Here is a 17,790-nt window from a genome sequence, read left to right as displayed (position 1 = left end):
CTCAGCTCTTTGCCAATTCCGCAAGCTGGGTCATGACCATGGCCGCACCCGTAAGACGTTTTTCCGGCGTCGGCAGATCGCGGGTCAGGAACAGGCTGTGGTCCGGCCGGATCTTCGCCATGGAACCCTGCTTGCCGATATAACCGACCAGAGCCGCCGGGTTCGGGAATTCCTTGTTGCGGAACTGCACGACAACGCCCTTCGGGCCGGCATCCAGCTTCTCGACATTGGCGATGCGGCACAGCGACTTGATGTAGACGATCTTCAGAAGATGCTGGACTTCCTTCGGCAACGGGCCGAAGCGGTCGATCATTTCCGCGCCGAAACCATCGATCTCCGAAATATCGGCCAGTTCGCCGAGGCGGCGATAGAGACCCATACGCAGATGCAGATCCGGTACGTAATCTTCCGGGATCATCACCGAGGTGCCGACGGAGATCTGCGGCGACCAGCCGGTGTCCTGCACCTCTTCATCGCCCTTCACTTCCGCAACAGCTTCTTCCAGCATCTGCTGGTAAAGCTCGAAACCGACTTCCTTGATGTGGCCGGACTGCTCCTCGCCAAGCAGGTTGCCCGCACCGCGAATATCGAGGTCGTGGCTGGCAAGCTGGAAACCGGCGCCCAGCGTATCGAGCGATTGCAGAACCTTCAGGCGGCGTTCCGCCATCGTGGTCAGAACCTTGTTGACAGGCAACGTGAACAGCGCGAAAGCGCGCACCTTCGAACGACCGACGCGACCGCGAAGCTGGTAAAGCTGCGCGAGGCCAAACATGTCGGCACGGTGCACGATCAGCGTGTTTGCGGTCGGCACATCGAGACCGGATTCGACGATGGTGGTCGACAGAAGCACGTCATATTTGCCGTCATAAAAGGCATTCATGATATCTTCGAGTTCACCAGCTGCCATCTGGCCATGCGCCACGGCCACCTTCAGCTCCGGCACATCCGATTGCAGGAACGCGTGGATATCGGCGAGATCGGCAAGACGCGGGCAGACGTAGAAGCTCTGGCCACCACGATAATGCTCGCGCATCAGGGTTTCGCGGATCACCAGCGGATCGAACGGTGAAATGAAGGTACGCACCGCCATACGGTCGACCGGCGGCGTGGTGATGAGCGAGAGTTCGCGCACGCCAGTCATGGCAAGCTGCAAAGTACGCGGAATGGGCGTGGCCGAAAGCGTCAGCACATGCACGTCGCTTTTCAGTTCCTTCAGCCGTTCCTTGTGCTTCACGCCGAAATGCTGCTCCTCATCGATGATGAGCAGGCCGAGATTGGCGAAGCTGATGCCCGCGCCGAGAAGCGCATGCGTACCGACGACGATATCGGTCTTGCCCTCTGCCACTTCCTTTTTGGTCAGCGTCAGTTCCTTGGAGCCGACAAGCCGCGATGCCTGCTGCACACGGATCGGCAAACCACGGAAACGTTCCGAGAAGGTGCGGAAGTGCTGGCGCGCCAGAAGCGTGGTAGGCACGACCACAGCCACCTGCACGCCGTTCATGGCGGCGAGGAAGGCAGCGCGCAGCGCCACTTCCGTCTTGCCGAAACCGACGTCGCCGCAAATCAGGCGGTCCATCGGACGCCCGGCACCCAGATCTTCGCGAATGGCGTCGATGGCGTTGAGCTGGTCTTCCGTCTCGTCATAGGGGAACCGGGCCGCGAACTCATCATAGAGGCCGTCCGGCGCCGTCAGCGCCGGTGCATGACGCACCATGCGCGCGGCAGCGATGCGAATAAGATCGCCCGCCATGTCCAGAAGCTTCTTCTTGAGCTTGGCCTTGCGCATCTGCCATGCGCCACCGCCGAGCTTGTCGAGCTGCGCTTCGGCTGCATCCGAACCATAACGCGACAGAAGATCGATGTTTTCGACCGGCAGGAACAGCTTGGCCTCATCGGCATAATGCAGTTCCAGGCAGGCGCGTGGTGCACCCGCCGCTTCGATGGTGCGCAGGCCGACAAAGCGGCCGATACCGTGCTCGGCATGGACGACGAGCGATCCCTCATCGAGACCCGCGACTTCGGAGATGAAGTCGGCACCGCGCTTGCGGCGCTTGGACCGGCGCACCATGCGGTCGCCAAGAATATCCTGCTCACCGATGACGGCGAGAGTGCCTGTTTCGAAACCGGCTTCAAGGCTGAGTACGGCGGACCCCGCCTCCCCCTTGCCGAGCTTTTCGATCTCTTTCAGCGATGCCACCGGCTTGATCTTCTCAAGCCCGTGTTCGTTCAGTACCTGAAGCAGACGGTCGAGCGAACCTTCCGACCAGCCGGTAATCAGGACTTTCCAGCCTTTGGCTCGCCGTTCGGCAATGTGCTTGACGGCGAGATCGAAGACATTGATCCGCTCTTCATCGCCTGCCTCGGTCGGCGGACGTGCCCAACGCGGCCCGACATGCGCATCGAGCGTGGCGACCGGCCGGCCCTGCGTGTCGTGTTCGTTGAACGGCGTCAGGCGAACGGCATTGACCTCGGCGAGAGCCGCATCGAAGTTCTTGCCATCGAGATAAAGCTGACCGGGCGAAACGGGCTTGTAAGGTGCGCCCTGCGTCGCACCCTTCGTTTCACCGGAATTGCGGCGCGCTTCGTAGTAATCGAGAACGAGCTTGGAGCGTTCCTTGGCCGCTTCGCGCGCCGTATGATCGGTGACGATGCGGAAACCCTTGAGATAATCGAAGGCGGTTTCCAGCGTTTCATAAAACAGCGGCAGCCAATGTTCCATGCCGGCATAACGGCGGCCTTCGGACACAGCCTGATAGAGCGCGTCGTCGCGGGTCGCCGCACCAAACAGCGACAGATAATTCTTGCGGAAGCGGCTGATCGTATCCGGCGTCAGCGTTACCTCGCTCATCGGATTGAGATCGAGAGAACGGGCCTGACCGATGGTGCGCTGGCTGGCGGGATCGAAGGTACGGATGCTTTCCAGCGTATCGCCGAAGAAATCGAGGCGCACGGGTTCTTCCGTACCCGGCACGAACACATCGAGAATACCGCCGCGTACGGCAAATTCGCCGACCTCGCGCACCGTCGCCACCCGGTCGAAACCGTTGCGCTCAAGCCGCGCGGCAATCTCTTCCATACGTATCTGATTGCCGGGTTTTGCCGAGAAGCCGAGGCTTTCGATGATGTCGCGGGGCGCCATCTTCTGCAGCATGGCATTGACGGTGACGAGCACGATCGCCGGATGCGGCTTTTTCGCGTGGCTGATGAGACCGGACAACGCTGCCAGCCGCCGCGCCGAGGTATCGGCGCTGGGCGACACGCGGTCATAGGGCAAGCAGTCCCATGCCGGCAGCGTCAGGACCGGAATATCGGGCGCGACAAAACCGAGGATCTGCTCCAGATCGGCCACACGTTGCCCGTCCGACATGACGTAGGCAACGGAGCTTCCCGCCCGCGCCATGTCTGCAAGCAGCAGCGCTTCCATACCCGAAGGCACGTTTCCGATGGTCAGCGGCGTATCGGCCGACGCGACCAGCTTGACATCGAATCCGGCAATCATGTTTCAGGCTTTCGCTTTTTCGGCTGTGACGATGTCGAAGTCCGGACGGTAGGACGCAATCTTCTCGAACAGCGGCGTCTGGAATTTCTCCGGCACCGGCAGAGCGCCCGTCACCATCTTGACCAGGTCGTTATCCTCTTCCGCCATGATGATTTCCAGCTCATCGAGCTGCTCTTCAGACAGATCGGCAATGTGGTCTTCCGCGAACTGGCCAAGCACCAGATCCATCTCGCGAATGCCCCGGTGCCAACAGCGATAAAGTATCCGCCTGCGCCTCGGTTCGAGGTCCGCACTCGTCCGCACCAGTCCAGTCATCGCATTCACCTTTCGGTTGGCTATTCAACAAGATGTTGATTGCGACCTCCTATAGAACATGTCGGGAACGGTTGGGAACCGGTTTTTACTGAAATTACGTCGCCGCGTACAAAAACTGCGGGTGATAAACGGCCTTTGTCGCCGCTACGGTCTTGCAATGCGCGCGCCCTTCCCCGATTTTGCAGGCCATGCGTCCGGCCATACTCGATCCCCTTTTCGCCAGCGTCTCCACCCTTGCCGGTGTGGGGCCGAAGCTTGCCGATCTTCTGGCCAAACTTCTTGGCCGCGAGAACGCGGAAGACACACGCGTCATCGACCTGTTGTTTCACGCTCCGTCAAACGTCATCGACCGGCGCAACCGTCCGGGCATTGCGCTGGCACAGCCGGGCGCCATTGTCACCATCCAGGGACGCGTTGATCGCCACCAGCCGGCACCGCCCGGCAACCGATCGGCTCCCTACCGCGTATTCCTGCATGACGACACCGGCGAGCTGGCGCTGACCTTTTTCCGTGCCAAGGGCGACTGGCTGTCGAAAGCCCTGCCTGTCGATGAAGAGGTGCTCGTCAGCGGCAAGGTCGACTGGTTCAACGGCCGCGCCTCGATGGTGCACCCCGATTTCATGGTGAAACTGTCCGAGGCGGAAAATCTGCCACTGGTGGAAGCCGTCTATCCGATGACCGCAGGGCTCTCATCAAAGGTTCTGAAACGCGCTGTCGATGGTGGCCTCTCCAAACTGCCCGCCTTCCCCGAATGGATCGACGAGACGCTGATCGCCAAACAGGGTTTTGCCGGTGTTGCGGAAAGCTTCCGCGAACTGCACGATCCACGCGACGGCACCGATATCGATCCGCGTGCGCCCGCCAGACGACGGCTGGCCTATGACGAGTTTCTGGCCGGACAGCTTTCACTGGCGCTGGTAAGACAACGGTTGCGCAAGGTGGCAGGGCAACCGATCCGCGCCAAGGGCGATGTTGCCGCAAAAATTCTCTCGCAACTTCCTTTCTCGCTGACACCGAGCCAGAATGTCGCCGTCAAGGAAATCCTGACCGACATGGCAGGTGAAGACCGCATGCTACGGCTGCTGCAGGGTGATGTCGGCGCGGGTAAGACCCTTGTTGCCCTGATGGCCATGGCAACGGCGGTCGAGGCCGGTGGACAGGCCGTGTTGATGGCCCCGACCGAAATCCTGGCACGCCAGCATTTTGCAACAATCTCAAAATATGCGGCCGCAGCCGGCCTCACTTGCGAGGTTCTGACGGGGCGCACCAAAGGCAAGGAGCGCCGCGAAATCGAGGAGCGCGTTGCCTCCGGTGAATCACAGATCATCATCGGTACGCACGCGCTGTTCCAGGATAGCGTCGCCTATAAAAATCTGGTTCTGGCAGTGGTGGACGAACAGCATCGCTTCGGTGTGCACCAGCGCCTGCGTCTCACCGCCAAAGGCATTACCCCGCATATGCTGGTGATGACCGCGACCCCCATTCCGCGAACGCTGGTTCTGGCCGCCTTCGGCGACATGGATGTTTCCAAGCTCACCGAAAAACCGGCCGGTCGCAAACCGATCCAGACCGTGACCATTCCAACCGAACGCATCGGCGATATCGTTGATCGTCTGAGAAAGGCACTTTCCGACGGCAAGAAGGCCTACTGGATTTGCCCACTGGTGGAAGAATCCGAGGAATCCGACCTGATGTCGGCGGAAGAGCGTCACGCGGTTCTGAGCAAGGCACTGGGAGCTGATATCGGCCTCATCCATGGGCGCATGAGCGGTCCGGACAAGGATGCCGCCATGCTGGCCTTCAAGAACGGCGAGACGCGTCTGCTGGTGGCAACCACCGTGGTGGAAGTCGGCGTCGATGTGCCCGATGCAACAATCATGGTCATCGAACATGCCGAGCGTTTCGGCCTTGCCCAGCTTCACCAGTTGCGCGGCCGTGTCGGGCGTGGCGACGAGGCATCAACCTGTATTCTGCTCTACAAGGGACCCCTCAGCGAAAACGGTCGGGCGCGTCTGTCGATCCTGCGCGATAGCGAGGACGGCTTCCTGATCGCCGAAGAGGATCTGAAGCTGCGCGGCGAAGGGGAGCTTCTCGGCACCCGACAATCCGGCACGCCCGGCTTCCGCATTGCCAGCCTCGAGGCGCATGCCGATCTCCTGGAAATCGCCCGCAAGGACGCCGCCTATGTGATAGAGCGCGACCCCGAATTGACCGGCAAACGCGGCGAAAGCCTGCGTACCCTGCTCTACCTGCACCGTCGCGATGAAGCGATCCGCTTCCTGCACGCCGGATAAAGAGAACACACGATATGAACATGCACGACGTCTCACGCCCGCCGCCCGCTTTCCAGAAGGGCTATGCGCTATGCTCCCCGGACAATCTTCTCCAGCCGGACACATTTGCGAAATCCGAAAAGAAAGCAATCGGCAAGGTTTTCAAGAAACCCGGTCGCAAGAAAGCATGGATGAAAGCGCTGGAAGAAGGCTGGAGCGTCAAGCTCGTTTACATGCGCCTTTTCGTCCCGGTATTTCATTCGACCACCGTGACCACGGATCTGGACGACCTGGATGACGACGACGATTGATTAATTGATCGGCGCGAAAAGCCACGCCAGTCGTATGAGACACACCTCACACCGGCGCGATAGTCTTGGGCGGGGTGAAATCGGGGGCGACGAGACCGCCGGAGATCAACAGCTTTGCCGCGTCTTCCGGCGTCATGTCGAGCATGACGATCTTCTTTTTCGGTACGAACAGCAGAAAGCCCGCCGTCGGAACCGGGGTCGGCGGCAGGAAGACCGCGACCATTTCTTCACCGAGTTCGTTGAAACGGTGAGCCAGCTCTCCCTTGGCCTCGGACGCCACGAACACCAGCGCCCATGTCCCGGATGACGGAAACTCGATCAGACCGACTTTCTTGAAGGAATTCGAGTGCTCGCGCAGCACCGATTCGAAGATCTGCTTGATGCTCTTGTAGATCGGCCGCACCAGCGGCATGCGGTTGAGAACGGACTCACCGAGACCGACAATCCACTTGCCGATCAGGTTGTTGCCCAGAAAGCCGATCATTGTGATGGCAATCACCGCGATCAGCAGCCCGAAACCGGGGATCGCAACATCGAAATACTGCTCCGGATCATAACGCGCCGGAATATAGGGTTTGACCCAGCTATCGGCCCATTGCAGGAAACTCCACACCAGCCACATGGTCAATGTGACAGGCGCGAGGATCAGCACACCCGTGAGGAAGCTGTTGCGCAGGCGGGCCGCAAAGGAAACTTTAAGTGGATTTTCGGTCATGTACCAATCGGTAATTATACGGCATCGCCGTAGAAGCCCTGGTGAAAACCGACAATGCCGGATGGAGTTCCACCGTGCAAGGTCAGCGCCATCAAATATTCGTCGGGAATACCGTCACTTGTGAGACCGGCCACATTGGCGAAACCGAAGCGTCCGTAATAGGCCGGATTTCCAGCGAGTACACAGCCCGAAGCCCCCATCCCATCCAACGCCGACAGGCCAGCACGAACAAGCGCCGCACCGACGCCCTGCCCCTGATTTTCGGGGAGGACGGACAGTGGGCCGAGAGCAAACCAGCCCGCCTCACCGCTCGACAGGGTGACCGGCGAAAATCCGACATGGCCGATAATCTCGTCGCCATGTTCAGCCACCAGTGAAACCGCCAGCGCTCCCGCCTGCCTTAACCGCCCAACGATCAGATGTTCCGTCTGATCGCTAAAGGCCATGTTACGGAAAGCAGCTTCCGTAACGCGAGAAATATCAGCTTCGTCTCCAGAGCGTTCCGGGCGAACGATCATTCCACGGTGACCGACTTTGCGAGGTTACGCGGCTGGTCAACATCCGTGCCCATGAAGACAGCGGTGTGATAGGCGAGAAGCTGGATCGGCAGCGAGAACACCATTGGCGCGATCAGCTCGTCGACGGTCGGCAGCGTGATCGTCGCCATCGTCGGCAGCTTGGAGGCGGCAGCGCCCTTCTCGTCCGTAATGAAGATGATGCGGCCGCCGCGTGCGGCAACCTCCTGCATGTTCGAAACGGTCTTTTCGAAGAACCGGTCATGCGGTGCAATCACGATCACCGGCATGTTCTCGTCGATCAGTGCGATCGGACCATGCTTCAACTCACCCGCGGCATAACCTTCGGCGTGGATGTAGGAGATTTCCTTGAGCTTCAATGCACCTTCCAGCGCCAGCGGGAAGCTGGTGCCACGGCCAAGATAGAGCACGTCCTTGAAGCGCGACAGGTCGCGCGACAGGCCCTCGATCTGCGGCTGGATGATGTTGAGCACCTGGCTCATGATGCGCGGCATCTCGATGAGATGGCGCACCAGTTCGCTTTCCTGCTCAGCCGTCAGCGTTCCGCGTGCCTTGCCGGCAGCAATCGCCAGCGACGCAAGAACCGCGAGCTGGCAGGTGAACGCCTTGGTGGAGGCCACCCCGATTTCAGGCCCGGCCAGAATCGGGAACACCGCATCCGACTCGCGTGCAATGGTCGATTCACGCACGTTGACGACCGCGCCGATCTTGAGGCCCTCATCCTTGCAGTAACGCAGCGACGCGAGTGTATCGGCCGTTTCACCGGACTGCGAGATGAAGAGAGCGGCCTGTGATGGCGACAGCGGCATTTCGCGATAACGAAACTCCGACGCGACATCGATTTCGACCGGCAGGCGAGCATAACGCTCGAACCAGTATTTACCAATGAGGCCGGAGAGATAGGCCGTTCCGCAGGCGGAGATGGCAAGGCCCGACAGCTTGGAGAAATCGATTGCCTTGTCGGCGTCCTTCACCTTTCTGGAGGCGAAATCCACGTAGTGGGAGAGCGCATGCGAAATGACTTCCGGCTGCTCGTAGATTTCCTTTTCCATGAAGTGGCGGTGGTTGCCCTTGTCGACCACGAATGCGGTGGCCTGCGAAATCTGCCGCTCACGCTTCACAGGATTGCCGGAGAAATCGATGATTTCGGCGCCCTGACGGGTAATGATGGCGCAATCGCCATCCACCAGGTAGGTGATCTCGTTGGTGAAGGGCGACAGCGCGATGGCGTCCGAGCCCAGGAACATTTCACCACGACCGTAACCAACGGCAAGTGGCGGACCGGAGCGCGCCGAGAGCAGCGTACCGGGATCGTCCTGGAACATCACCACCAGCGCATAAGCACCGGTGACGCGGTTCAGCATCTTCAGCATCGCCTCGCGATGGCCAATGCCCTCGCGAGTATATTTGGCCAGAAGTTGTGCCACCACTTCCGTGTCGGTCTGGGTGGTAAAGGTCGCACCTTCCGCCGTCAGCTCCTCGCGCAATTCCGCGAAATTCTCGATGATGCCGTTGTGAACGACGGCAACGCCATCCACAAAATGCGGATGGGCATTGGTTTCGTTTGGCACGCCGTGGGTTGCCCAACGCGTATGGGCAATGCCAACAAGACCGGGAAGCGGCTCTTCGGAGAGCTTCTTCTCGAGGTTGAACAGCTTGCCTTCCGCACGGCGGCGATCCATCGCACCGTTTTCGATGGTGGCGACGCCTGCCGAATCGTAACCGCGATATTCAAGGCGCTTCAGCGCATCGACAAGCCGTTCAGCAACAGGCTGGGTTCCGACAATTCCGACAATTCCGCACATATATTTCTCCAGACGACGATCACTTTCGCCGAAACTACTAACCGTTTCTTAGAAATCGGCAATTCTTCCGCCGGTCACTTTGGGTGACGTAACGTAACGAAGGTCACTTGGCCTTCTTGTTTGCTTCCTTGAGCGCCTTTGCCCGTTCACGGACCACGACTGCCCTGCCCGACTTGACCTCCTGCCGCGCCCGGCCAAATGCCAGGGCATCGGAGGGCACATCATCGGTGATGACGCTGCCAGATGCGATATAGGCACCGTCACCGATGGTGACGGGTGCAACCAGTGACGAATTCGAGCCGACAAAGCTGTTGGCACCGATCCGCGTTTCAAACTTGTTGTAACCATCGTAATTGCAGGTGATGGTGCCCGCACCGATATTGCTGCCTGCACCAACGAACGCGTCGCCGATATAGGTCAGGTGATTGACCTTGGCGCCCTCGCCGATCTCGGCCTTCTTCACTTCACAGAAATTGCCGACCTTCGAATTGGCATGCAGGTTGGCGCCAGGCCGCAGGCGGGCATAGGGGCCGACGGCGGCACCCGCGCTGACATAGGCACCTTCGAGATGCGAAAACGCATGAATGACGGCACCGGGTTCGATTGTGACGCCTGTACCGATCACAACATTCGGCTCGATCAACACGTCCTGGCCGATCTTTGTGTCCCAGGACAGGAAGACCGTTTCCGGCGCAACCATCGAAACGCCATCAACCATCAATTCGTAGCGTCGGCGTTCCTGCCAGAGCTTTTCGATGGCCGCGAGTTCGGCGCGGTTGTTGCAGCCGGTCAACTCGCTTTCCGGCGCATCGATCGCCACGGTACGGCGACCGAGCGAGCGGGCGATTTCCACCAGATCCGTCAGATAATACTCGCCCTTGACGTTGTTGTTGCCAATCCGCTCCAGAAGGTCCAGCGCATTGCGGCCGTTGATTGCCATCAAACCGCTGTTGCACCAGGTAACCTTGCGCTCTTCCTCGGTGGCGTCCTTTTCCTCGCGAATGGCAACGAGTTCGCCGTTCTCCACCAGCAGGCGGCCGTAACCCGTCGGGCGATCCGTATGAAAACCGATGACGACGACATCGACGCCTGTGTTCAATGCCTCGCGCGCCCTGTTCAGCGTCGCAGAGGTAATCAGCGGCACATCGCCATAAGCGACGATGACATCGTCGAACCCGCGCGCGATCGCGTCGCGCGCCGCGAGAACCGCATTGCCCGTTCCCTTGCGCTCTTTCTGGAGAAAGCCTTCCACCGAGACGCCAGGCAGGCTGGCCGCCTTGGTAACATTCTCCGCATCCCGGCCGACAACAAGCGCCACCGTTCCGACACCGGCACCCGCAACCGCTTCAACCACATGCGCGATCATCGACCGTCCGGCAACAGGATGAAGCACCTTGGACATCGATGATTTCATGCGCGTGCTTTCGCCAGCGGCAAGAATAACGGCAAGAGAGCTGCGCTCCATAAGACCTCCAGTGCGCCGCATCCCGGCCTGATCTGACCGGCACATCGGCATAACATTCGATTTCGCCCGCACCTTCCGCAGATCGGACAAGGCGGGACGTGATTTCATTGCAGCATTGCTATAACGACGCCGTACTTAAGAAACCATGCAAATCCGGACCAATTTTCCCGGCTTGTTTTCATGAAACGTGATCGAAACGGTGTTCGCTACGGGCGGAAAATGCCCTAGCGACGAACCTTGCCGGCGGTAAACTCCAGAATCTGGCGACGCCCGTTTTCAATGAGCCTTTCCATTTCCTTGCGCGCTGCGGCCGCATCACGCATTCGAAATGCCTCAACCAGCCTCAGGTGAGAGGCGGAAACATCGGAAATTTCATGTGGGTCCGTATCCGGGTTGCTCATCCGGAAAATGCCCGCCAATGCCGCCTTGATCAGTGTGCCGACTGTTCGCATGAACGGGTTGCCCGACATTTCGGTGATGAGCACGTGAAAATTCATATCGGCAAGGGCCCGCTTTTCCTTGGAATAGGCGGTGTTGCCCATTTCGTTGGCAAGGCCGATCAGCCGCGCGATGTCGGCATCCGTGGCACGCTGAGCGGCAAGTCCCGCACCATAGGGCTCGAAAGCCAGCCGGATGTCGTAAAGATGGAGGAGAAAATCCTCGCTGACGCCCGATTCGAAATGCCAGAGCAAAACGTCGCTGTCGAACATGTTCCAGCTCTCGCGTTCGGTAACGCGGGTACCGATACGCGCCTTCGGCGAGATCATGCCTTTTGCCGTCAGCGTCTTCATCGCTTCGCGCAGGACGGTTCTCGAGACCTTGAGCCGCTCCATGAGCTCGGCATCACCGGGCAGGATTTCGCCGATCTTGAACGCGCCGGACACGATATCGAGACCGAGCTTGTGCACGACCTTTGCATGATTGGTGCGCAATTTGCGAAGACCGATCGCCGCATCAAGCATTCCACGCTGCAAGAGTGATGTCCTTTCAAAGAAACGGCGTGTGGCCGCTTTATATCGTAAAACCCTGGGATGAAAAACCAGGGCGCTGCAAAGGCGGATGGATCGTCAGAAACAAACCGCCGGGATGAAGGCAGCGCTCAAATACGTTTATTCGTAGACATATGTCAAAATGACAAAGCCGCGCATGCATTCCACGCGCGGCTTCGGCTGCAGATTGCTGGGCCGAATTACTGCGGCAGCTTGTCGTCGACGCCTTCGACGTAGAAGTTGAGGCCGAGCAGAACGCCGTCCTCAGCCTTTTCGCCAGCCTTCAGCCACTCGGAACCATCCTGCTTCTTCACAGGACCGGTGAATGGGTGAAGTTCGCCCGACTTGATCTTGGCTTCGGTTTCCTCGGCCATTTTCTTCACGTCATCAGGCATGTTAGTGTAAGGCGCCATGGTCAGGATGCCATCCTTGAGGCCATCCCAGACCTGTTCGGACTTCCAGTTGCCGTCGAGAAGCGCCTGCGTACGCTTGATGTAATAAGCGCCCCAGGTGTCGACGATCGCCGTCAACTGCGTGTTCGGACCAGCCTTGATCATGTCGGATGCCTGACCGAACGCCTTGATGCCACGCTCTGCTGCAACCTGCATCGGTGCAGTCGTGTCCGTGTGCTGCGTCAGAATGTCGACGCCCTGGTCGATCAGCGCCTTGGCAGCATCGGCTTCCTTGCCGGGGTCGAACCAGGTGTTTGCCCAGACAACCTTGACCTTGAAGTCAGGATTGACCGAACGAGCGCCGAGCAGGAACGCGTCGATGCCCATCACCACTTCCGGGATCGGGAAGGAGGCGATGTAACCTGCAAGACCCTTCTGCGACATCTTCGCGGCGATCTGGCCCTGAATGTAACGGCCTTCATAGAAACGCGAGTTGTAGGTCGCAACGTTTTCAGCAGCCTTGAAGCCGGTTGCATGCTCGAACTTCACCTTCGGGAACTTCTGCGCAACCTTGACCGTCGCGTCCATGAAACCGAACGAGGTGGTGAAGACCAGTTCGCAGCCGGAACGGGCCATGCGTTCGATAGCGCGTTCGGCATCCGGGCCTTCCGGAACGCTTTCCAGGAACGGCGTTTCGATCTTGTCACCGAAATGTGCCTGGAGTTCCTGACGGCCGATATCGTGCGCCTGCGTCCAGCCGCCATCGGTCTTGGAACCGACGTAGATGAAGCAGATCTTCTTCGCGTCGGCGGCCTGCGCAGCAGGAACCATGCTGCCGAGTGCCGCTGCGGAAGCAGCGAGTGCGATGATCAGTTTTTTCATTTTTACCCCTGTCTGGTTTGAAGCCTTGAAATGATGAGTTCGCATCGAATTTTCCGGAAACTGCATGACACTTTCCGGTCCGATGCCTTAGCGATCCGGCACGAAGGATTTTCCCAGCGAAGCCGGCGTATTGATGAGCGTCGTGCGGCGATTATGCGAGATGATGACCAGCACGACAATAGTGGCAAGATAGGGCAGCGCCGAAAGCAGCTGCGAGGGAACGCCGATGCCGAAGGCCTGCGCGTGCAACTGGCCGATGGTGACGGCGCCGAAGAGATAACCGCCTGCCAGCACCCGCCATGGACGCCAGGAGGCGAAAACAACAAGCGCAAGCGCAATCCAGCCGCGGCCAGCCGACATGTTTTCCACCCATTGCGGTGTGTAAACGAGAGAAAGCTGCGCGCCGGCAAGCCCGGCACAGGCACCACCGAACATCACCGCGAGATAACGGGTACGGATGACATTGATGCCAAGCGCATGGGCAGAGCCGTGATTGTCTCCGATGGCGCGGATCTTGAGACCTGTGCGGCTCTTGAACAGGAACCAGCCAATACCGGCAACCAGCGCGATCGACATGTAGAAAATCAGATCCTGCCGGAACAGCAGCGGTCCGATAAAGGGAATATCCGACAATACAGGAAAAACGATCGGCGCAAGCTTGACGCCGGGAAGACCAACGAAGCTCTCCCCCAGCATGCCGGAAACGCCAAGCCCCAGAATGGTCAGCGCAAGACCGGTCGCAACCTGATTGGTCACCAGCGTCAACGTCAGGAAACCGAACAGCAACGAAAAGACCGCACCGCTTGCGATACCCGCCAGAATGCCGAGATAGGGCGAGCCGGTCAGATGGGCGGCAGCGAAAGCGCAGACCGCACCAATAATCATCATGCCCTCGACGCCAAGATTGAGAACGCCAGCACGTTCCGTCACCAGTTCGCCCGATGCGGCAATCACCAGCGGCGTGGCGGCGGTGATAACGGTAAGGAGAATGGCCTGAAGCATATCCATCATGCCGCTCCTTGCTGATTGGTGTTCTGTGTGCCGGCCTTGCCGCTGAAAATGAACCGGATGCGGTAGAAGATCAGCGTATCGCAGGACAATACAAAGAACAGCATCAACCCCTGGAAGACACGCGTAACCTTATCCGACACGCCGATGGAAAGCTGCGCCGCCTCCCCGCCGAGATAGGTCAAGGCGAGAACGAGGCCGGAAGCAATTATGCCGAGCGGATTGAGACGTCCCAGGAAGGCGACGATAATGGCCGTAAAACCGTATCCCGGCGAAATGCTGGGCTGGAGATGGCCGATCGAGCCGGATGCTTCGGAGATACCGGCAAGGCCCGCCAGTGCACCGGACAGCAGGAACGCGAACCACACCATGCGCGACGATGAAAATCCGGCGAACCGCCCTGCCCTGGCCGATTGACCAAGAACGGTTACTTCAAAGCCCTTGAGCATGTAGCGCATCATGAACCAAAGGGCGATGGCCGCCACCATGGCGAAGACGAAACCCCAGTGGGCGCGGCCGGATGCCAGCATTTCCGGCAGAACGGCGCTTTCATTAAAGGGCTTGGTCTGCGGAAAGTTGTAACCGCCCGGATCGCGCCAGATGCCACGCGTCAGCCAGTCGAGAAAAAGCTGCGCAACGTAAACCAGCATCAGGCTGACCAGGATTTCATTGGTGTTGAACCTGGTCTTCAGCAATGCCGGAATACCAGCATAAAGCGCGCCGCCCAGAGCCCCCATCACCAGCATCAGCGGCAGCAGCATAGGCGACTGCCAGTCGGGATAAAGGACCGGCAGGATCGAGCCGGTAATGGCGCCGATGGTGAATTGGCCTTCGGCGCCGATATTCCAGTTATTCGAGCGATAACAGATCGATAGACCGACCGCGATCAGGATCAGCGGCGCTGCCTTGATGGCCAGCTCATGCAGCGACCAGACCTCCAGCAGCGGCTCGACAAAAAAGGCATAAAGCGCGTTCAGGGGGCTTTTTCCGAGCAAGGCGAACATGATCGCCCCGAAAACCAGCGTCAGCGCCAGCGCCAGAAGTGGCGAGACAAAAGCGAAAAGCTTCGAGACACCCGCCCGTTTTTCAAGCTCAATGCGCATGTTCGGTGGCTCCCGAATGTGCTGTGTGAATACCGCCCATGAGCAGCCCGATCTTTTCCAGTGTCATGTCTTCAACCGGATGGGCCGCAGAAAGGTGCCCATCGGAAATGACCGCGATATTGGTGGCGACCTCGAAGATTTCATCGAGATCCTGGCTGATGACGATGACGGCAGAACCGGCCTTGGCAAGATCGACAAGAGCCTGGCGGATGCGGCTGGCGGCACCCGCATCGACACCCCAGGTCGGCTGATTGACGACAAGGACCGTGGGCTGGCGATCGAGCTCACGCCCGACAATGAATTTCTGCAGATTGCCGCCGGAGAGAGATCCGGCCAGTGGATCGGCTCCGCTCTTGCGCACATCCATGGTCTCGGAAATACGCCGTGCGGCAGTCTTGATGGTCGAACCGCGAATGACCCGCAAAATACCACCTGACAAAAACGCCTTGCGGTCGGAGCGCGAACGCGCCAGCAACAGATTGTCCGAAAGGCTCATGCCGGGAACCGCAGCATGGCCATGCCGTTCTTCCGGCACGAAACCCGCACCCAGAAGCCGGCGGCCATTGATCCCCGTGCGCCCCACCGCCTTGCCGCGAATGTAGATCGCCTCGTCATTGGCAACCGGATATTCGCCGGACAGCGCATCGAAAAGTTCGCCCTGACCGTTTCCGGCAACGCCGGCAATCGCCAGAACCTCACCGGCGCGAACGCTCATGGAGATCGATCGCAAAGCGACCGAAAACGGCGTGCGCGGCGCAACCGACAGTCCCATCACTTCGAGCTGCGGTTCACCCAGCGGGGCACCCGCCTCGCGGGAAACGCCTGCCACATCGGAACCGACCATCATGCGCGCCAGCGATGCAGGCGTTTCCTTGCGCGGATCGCAAGCGCCCGTCACCTTGCCATGGCGCAGCACCGTGGCGCGGTCGCAGATGCGCTGAACCTCTTCGAGACGGTGGCTGATATAAAGGACCGAACGACCCTCGGCCTTGAGCTTGGCAAGCGTCTCGAACAGCTTGTCGGCTTCCTGCGGGGTCAGAACCGAGGTCGGTTCGTCCAGAATGATGAGTTTGGGGTTCTGCAAGAGTGCGCGTACGATCTCGATGCGCTGGCGCTCTCCAACCGAGAGATCGGCCACATGCGCATTCGGGTCAAGCGGCAAGCCGTAGGCCTTGGAGAGCGCTTCCGCCTCCTTGGCAATCTCCTTGAGCGACACCTTCGGATCGAGCGAAAGGGCAATGTTTTCGGCCACCGTCAGCGCTTCGAACAACGAAAAATGCTGAAACACCATGCCGACGCCAAGCTTGCGCGCCTCACTCGGAGAACCGATAGAAACCGGGCTTCCCTGCCAGAGAATGTCACCGCTGGTTGGTGCAAGCACACCGAACAGCATCTTGACGAGCGTGGACTTTCCCGCACCGTTTTCACCCAGAAGCGCGTGGATTTCGCCGGGCGCAATATCCAGATCGATCCCGTTGCAGGCCGCGAAGGTGCCAAAAAGCTTGGTCAGTTTGCGCACGGAAAGGAGAGGCACGGCCTCGGGCGCCAAAGTTCCAGTCACTGATCCCTCTCTGACCGGCCGTGCTGCTTTCTGCGAAGCATTCCCAAACGGCTGCGTTCTTGTTCCCAATCGCGGTGTGCATTCGTATTCAATGCTGATGCGATCAACCGGTATTGATAACTGTTTTGCTGCTGCGCACAACTGAAAAACAAAGGTACGAAGCCGGATTTACACAACTGAAAGACAGTCTTAGCGGTTTTTTACTTGGCGCCGAGCGATGGGAAAAACTGCAATACGCCGCCGATGACGTAAAGATAGATTCCGGTGACAACAACGCCGATCACCGCCCAGGACGGCGTCTGGAAATGCATCAGCAAGGAATAACCGCCAAGCGCGCACCAGAGCAGGAAAATCGCCATGTTGAGTGGCCGCAACCGCGCCACACGGACTGGATGCAGGAAATTGATCGGCAGGAATGTCAACACGACCGATACCGTGACCACCGCCATTGCCGTTGTGGCGCTGGCATCGATGACGAACAGCGTGAACACCACCATGTTCCACACCACCGGAAAACCGGAGAAGAAATATTCATCCGTCTTCATGCCCATATCGGCATAATAGATGGCGCTGGAAACGACGATCATGCCGGCCGCGACGAAGGACCATGGCTCGCCGATCATGCCCTTCTGATAGAGCGCGAAAGCGGGCAGGAGAACATAGGTCACATAGTCGATAATGTTGTCGAGCGTGTCGCCCGACCAGTTCGGCAACACTTCCTTGACGCGAACCTTGCGGGCAATGGGACCATCGATACCATCGACCAGCAGCGCCAGACCGAGCCACCAGAACATGTCCACGAAACGATGCTCGGCGGCCGCCACAACACCCAGGAATGCCAGGAAGGAGCCGGAAGCCGTCAGAATGTGAACGGAAAAGGCGCGGATTTCTGCGTACGGAACACGCTTGTACTTGAAAAGTTTCATGGTCAGCGTC

General features: G+C 59.2%; 14 protein-coding genes. 2 read left to right on the top strand and 12 right to left on the bottom strand.

What is annotated here, in order from left to right; translation table 11 throughout:
• Position 1: 1 nt before the first annotated feature.
• Together mfd and ACIQT8_RS00990 are read right to left on the bottom strand one after the other, a co-directional pair.
• On the bottom strand, positions 2-3,499 hold the full coding sequence (gene mfd, locus ACIQT8_RS00995) for a transcription-repair coupling factor (RefSeq protein ID WP_400962450.1): 3,498 nt from the start codon (positions 3,497-3,499) through the stop codon (positions 2-4).
• A gap of 3 nt (positions 3,500-3,502) precedes the next feature.
• Positions 3,503-3,814, bottom strand: coding sequence for a succinate dehydrogenase assembly factor 2 (locus tag ACIQT8_RS00990; RefSeq protein ID WP_138793831.1), 312 nt, complete (start codon positions 3,812-3,814; stop codon positions 3,503-3,505).
• 188 nt (positions 3,815-4,002) lie between these two features.
• On the opposite strand from ACIQT8_RS00990, the gene recG reads away from it, so the two are divergent.
• Both recG and ACIQT8_RS00980 read left to right on the top strand, forming a co-directional pair.
• The gene (gene recG, locus ACIQT8_RS00985) at positions 4,003-6,108 is read left to right on the top strand and encodes an ATP-dependent DNA helicase RecG (protein WP_400962446.1); all 2,106 of its coding nucleotides are present in this window, start codon (positions 4,003-4,005) and stop codon (positions 6,106-6,108) included.
• 14 nt (positions 6,109-6,122) lie between these two features.
• Entirely contained in the window at positions 6,123-6,398 is a 276-nt protein-coding gene (locus tag ACIQT8_RS00980) for a hypothetical protein (RefSeq protein ID WP_138793833.1), read from the top strand.
• 46 nt (positions 6,399-6,444) lie between these two features.
• On the opposite strand, the gene ACIQT8_RS00975 is transcribed toward ACIQT8_RS00980, so the two are convergent.
• The 10 genes from ACIQT8_RS00975 to pcsA form a co-directional block, all read right to left on the bottom strand.
• Positions 6,445-7,113, bottom strand: a complete 669-nt coding sequence (locus tag ACIQT8_RS00975) for a DUF502 domain-containing protein (protein ID WP_262522656.1) — start codon at positions 7,111-7,113, stop codon at positions 6,445-6,447.
• Positions 7,114-7,127: 14 nt separating this feature from the next.
• Positions 7,128-7,631: a GNAT family N-acetyltransferase gene (locus ACIQT8_RS00970; RefSeq protein ID WP_400962441.1), complete on the bottom strand. Its 504-nt coding sequence runs from the start codon at positions 7,629-7,631 to the stop codon at positions 7,128-7,130.
• A complete protein-coding gene (glmS, locus tag ACIQT8_RS00965; protein ID WP_138793836.1) occupies positions 7,628-9,454 on the bottom strand; it encodes a glutamine--fructose-6-phosphate transaminase (isomerizing) in 1,827 nt (608 codons plus the stop codon). The genes ACIQT8_RS00970 and glmS overlap by 4 nt, the downstream gene beginning before the upstream one ends.
• A 103-nt stretch (positions 9,455-9,557) precedes the next feature.
• On the bottom strand, positions 9,558-10,919 hold the full coding sequence (glmU, locus tag ACIQT8_RS00960; protein ID WP_400962438.1) for a bifunctional UDP-N-acetylglucosamine diphosphorylase/glucosamine-1-phosphate N-acetyltransferase GlmU: 1,362 nt from the start codon (positions 10,917-10,919) through the stop codon (positions 9,558-9,560).
• A 224-nt stretch (positions 10,920-11,143) separates the two neighbouring features.
• Positions 11,144-11,881, bottom strand: a complete 738-nt coding sequence (locus tag ACIQT8_RS00955) for a FadR/GntR family transcriptional regulator (protein WP_138793925.1) — start codon at positions 11,879-11,881, stop codon at positions 11,144-11,146.
• Positions 11,882-12,108: 227 nt separating this feature from the next.
• Entirely contained in the window at positions 12,109-13,182 is a 1,074-nt protein-coding gene (locus ACIQT8_RS00950; RefSeq protein WP_138793838.1) for a BMP family ABC transporter substrate-binding protein, read from the bottom strand.
• Between the two features lie 87 nt (positions 13,183-13,269).
• A complete protein-coding gene (locus ACIQT8_RS00945; RefSeq protein ID WP_178340840.1) occupies positions 13,270-14,190 on the bottom strand; it encodes an ABC transporter permease in 921 nt (306 codons plus the stop codon).
• Positions 14,190-15,293 (bottom strand): ABC transporter permease, encoded by a 1,104-nt coding sequence (locus ACIQT8_RS00940; protein ID WP_400962433.1) that lies wholly within the window; start codon positions 15,291-15,293, stop codon positions 14,190-14,192. Before ACIQT8_RS00940 ends, ACIQT8_RS00945 begins: the two co-directional genes overlap by 1 nt.
• Entirely contained in the window at positions 15,283-16,842 is a 1,560-nt protein-coding gene (locus tag ACIQT8_RS00935; RefSeq protein ID WP_400964327.1) for an ABC transporter ATP-binding protein, read from the bottom strand. The genes ACIQT8_RS00940 and ACIQT8_RS00935 overlap by 11 nt, the downstream gene beginning before the upstream one ends.
• A gap of 212 nt (positions 16,843-17,054) precedes the next feature.
• Complete coding sequence (gene pcsA / locus ACIQT8_RS00930; protein ID WP_138793927.1) at positions 17,055-17,780, bottom strand: phosphatidylcholine synthase; 726 nt, start codon at positions 17,778-17,780, stop codon at positions 17,055-17,057.
• Between the last annotated feature and the right edge of the window lie 10 nt (positions 17,781-17,790).

This window comes from Agrobacterium sp. NPDC090273 (genome assembly GCF_044772305.1).
GTDB lineage: Bacteria > Pseudomonadota > Alphaproteobacteria > Rhizobiales > Rhizobiaceae > Agrobacterium.
Note: the sequence above shows the minus strand (reverse complement) of the source record. Positions and strands in the feature narration are given on the sequence as shown.